Raw genomic sequence first — 2,795 nt, 5'->3', positions numbered from 1 at the left:
CGCTTGTGGTCCTGGAGGGCGCCGGCGACGATCTCCGAGGCGGAGGCGGAGCCGCCGTTGACGAGCACCACGACCGGCTTGCCCTTGGTCAGGTCGCCGGGCTTGGCGTTGAAGCGCTGGTTCTCCTCCGAGTTGCGGCCGCGGGTCGAGACGATCTCGCCCCGGTCGAGGAAGGCGTCGGAGACCATGATGGCCTGGTCGAGCAGGCCGCCCGGATTGTTGCGCAGGTCAATGATGTAGCCCTTGATCTTGTCGGGGCCGATCTCGGCGGTGAGCTTCTCGATCTGGGCGCGCAGGCTCTCGTAGGTCTGCTCGTTGAACTGGCCGATGCGCAGATAGGCGATGTCGCCGCCCTCGACGCGGGAGCGGACCGGGCGGACGCGGATGGTGTCGCGGACCAGCGTAACCTCGAAGGGCTCCTTGCCGGCGCGCTGGATCTTCAGCCGGACCGAGGTGTTGACCGGGCCCCGCATCTTGTCGACGGCCTGGTTGAGCGTCAGGCCCTGGACCTGATCGTCGTCGATCTGGGTGATGACGTCGTTGGCGAGGAGGCCGGCGCGGGCGGCGGGCGTCTCGTCGATCGGGGTCACGACCTTGATGAGGCCGTCCTCCATCGTCACCTCGATGCCGAGGCCGCCGAACTGGCCGGAGGTCTGCACCTGCATGTCCCGGAAGCTCTTGCGGTCCATGTAGGAGGAATGGGGATCGAGCGAGGCGAGCATGCCGTTCACGGCCGCCTCGATCAGCTTGCCCTCGTCGGGCTTCTCCACATAGTCCGCGCGGACCTTCTCGAAGACGTCTCCGAAGAGGCTGAGCTGGCGATAGGTCTCGGCCGAGGCCGCCACCGCGCTGGTGGAAAGCATCATCTGCGTCTGCGACGCCAGCGTCGCGGCGCCGGCGCCAGCCGCGGCGCCGAGCAACAGGAGGGACAACTTCCGCATCAGCCTCGAGCCCTTTCGCTCTGAGTTTTCGCCCACCACGGTCCGGGATCGATCGGGGTCCCGTCCCTACGCAGTTCAACATAGAGAACAGGCGAGTCCGTCTCAACGACACCCAAAGCCGCAGCCGGGGCCGCAACCTCGCCCATCTGGGCCACCGGTTCTCCCGCCAGCACGAACTGTCCCACCTCGACCTGAATCGAATCCACGCCGGCCAGCAGAAGATAATACCCGCCGCCCGCATTGATGATCAAGACGCGCCCATAGGACCGGAACGGGCCGGCGAAGACGACCGTCCCCTCTGCGGGCGTGGTCACGACGGCGCGGGGCCGCGTCGCGATGGCCATGCCGCGCATGGCGCCGCCGGCGCCGTCCGAGGCACCGAATTCGCGGAGCGTGCGGCCAGAGGCGGGGCGGACCAGCGTCCCGCGCAGCTCGGCGAAGGCGCGCCGGGGTGCGAGCCGCGCCGGCTCCTCGCGCTCGGCCTCCGCGATCTTCTGCCGCACCTCGCGCGCCCCGGCCTCGGCCGCCTCGCGGGCCTCGGCCTCGCGCCGGGCGGCCTGCGCGGCCTCCTCCTCCATGCGGGCGATCAGGTCGCGGAGCGTCTGCGCCTCCTGGCCGAGGCGCTCGCCCCGGCTGCGCTCGCGCCGCACGTCCTGCTCGGCTGCGGCGAGCCGCTCCTGCCGCGCCTGGATCAGGGCCGCGAGCCGGTCGCGCTCCGCCGCGAGCGACGAATATTCGGCCTGGAGCACGGCCCTGTCGGCGGCGATGGCGCTCCTCAGCCGGGCCAGTTCGCCCAGATCCTCGACGAGCCGGCGCGCCTCGTCCCGCAGGACGGGCGTGACGGCGCCGAGGAGCATCGCGCTGCGCAGCCCGGCCAGGAGGTCGCCCGGCCGCAGGAGAAAGGCCGGCGGCGGCGAGCGGCCGAGCCGCTGAAGCCCCCCCAGGACCTCCGCGAGAAGACCGCGCCGCGATTCGAGGGAGCGGCGAATCGCGTTCTCCTGGAGAAGCAGCGCGTCGAGCCGCGCCTCGGTCGCGCGCGCCCGCTCCTCCGCCTCGCGGGTCCGGCGCCCTGCCTCGACGAGGGCCGCCGCGAGCCGCGGCTGGTCCGCCTTCAGCGTCGCGATCTCGCGTTCGAGGCGGCCGCGCGATTCGGCATTGTCGCGGGCGGTCTGTTCGAGGGCGCGCAGGGCATCCTCGCGCCGCTGCTTCTCCTGCCTCGGATCGTCGCGTGTGCGGACCGGAGCCGCGGGGGTGGCCGGGCTCTGGGCGAAGGCAGGCATAGCGAGGGCGAGCGCGGCGAGAACCGCACCCGGCATTCCCCAGCGACGCCGCCTCGCTGCACCCCTCATGGCTCTCCCGTCCCCGTGCGGTGATAGGGATGGCCCGCGATGATGGTGAAAGCGCGATAGATCTGCTCGAGGGCGAGCACGCGCACGAGCTGGTGCGGCAGGGTGAGGCGGCCGAAGGAGAGCGGCCATTCGGCCCGGCCCTTGAGATCCGGCGCGAGGCCGTCCGGCCCGCCGATGACGAAGGCGACGTCGCGGCCGCGGTCGCGCAAGGCGGCGAGGCGGGCGGGGAAATCCTCCGAGCCGATCGAGGGCACGCCTTCGTCGAGGATGGCGAGCAGCGCGGAGCCTGCCTTGCCCGCGATCGCGGCGGCCTCCTCGGCCTGCCGCTCCTCGGTGCGGCGCCGGCGCGATTCGGGCAGCTCGGTCAGGTCCGGCCCGGCGAATCCCAGCGGCTTCGCCATGGCGGCGGCGCGGGCGCGGTAGCGCTCGGCGAGGTCACGCTCCGGCCCCGCCTTCAGGCGCCCGACGGCGACGAGCTGGATGCGCAAGGAGGCCGGGCGTCAGA

At 72.3% G+C, this 2,795-nt stretch carries 3 protein-coding genes; all 3 read right to left on the bottom strand.

The features are described 5' to 3' along the window. Positions 1-941: S41 family peptidase (locus PKD06_RS18715; RefSeq protein WP_324382816.1), on the bottom strand; the 941-nt coding region annotated here is incomplete at its 3' end. Next, positions 941-2,257 (bottom strand): peptidoglycan DD-metalloendopeptidase family protein, encoded by a 1,317-nt coding sequence (locus tag PKD06_RS18710; RefSeq protein WP_324382814.1) that lies wholly within the window; start codon positions 2,255-2,257, stop codon positions 941-943. The genes PKD06_RS18710 and PKD06_RS18715, both read right to left, overlap by 1 nt. 29 nt (positions 2,258-2,286) lie before the next feature. Further along, on the bottom strand, positions 2,287-2,778 hold the full coding sequence (gene rlmH, locus PKD06_RS18705; RefSeq protein ID WP_324382812.1) for a 23S rRNA (pseudouridine(1915)-N(3))-methyltransferase RlmH: 492 nt from the start codon (positions 2,776-2,778) through the stop codon (positions 2,287-2,289). Positions 2,779-2,795 lie beyond the last annotated feature (17 nt).

It is taken from the genome of Enterovirga sp., from assembly GCF_035325185.1.
In the GTDB taxonomy this organism is placed as follows: Bacteria; Pseudomonadota; Alphaproteobacteria; order Rhizobiales; family Beijerinckiaceae; genus Enterovirga.
Note: the sequence above shows the minus strand (reverse complement) of the source record. Positions and strands in the feature narration are given on the sequence as shown.

What these genes read in the sequence shown, in the direction of transcription:
- PKD06_RS18710 (WP_324382814.1), bottom strand. Translation starts at nt 2,257, where the DNA reads ATGCCGGGTGCGGTTCTCGCCGCGCTCGCCCTCGCTATGCCTGCCTTC.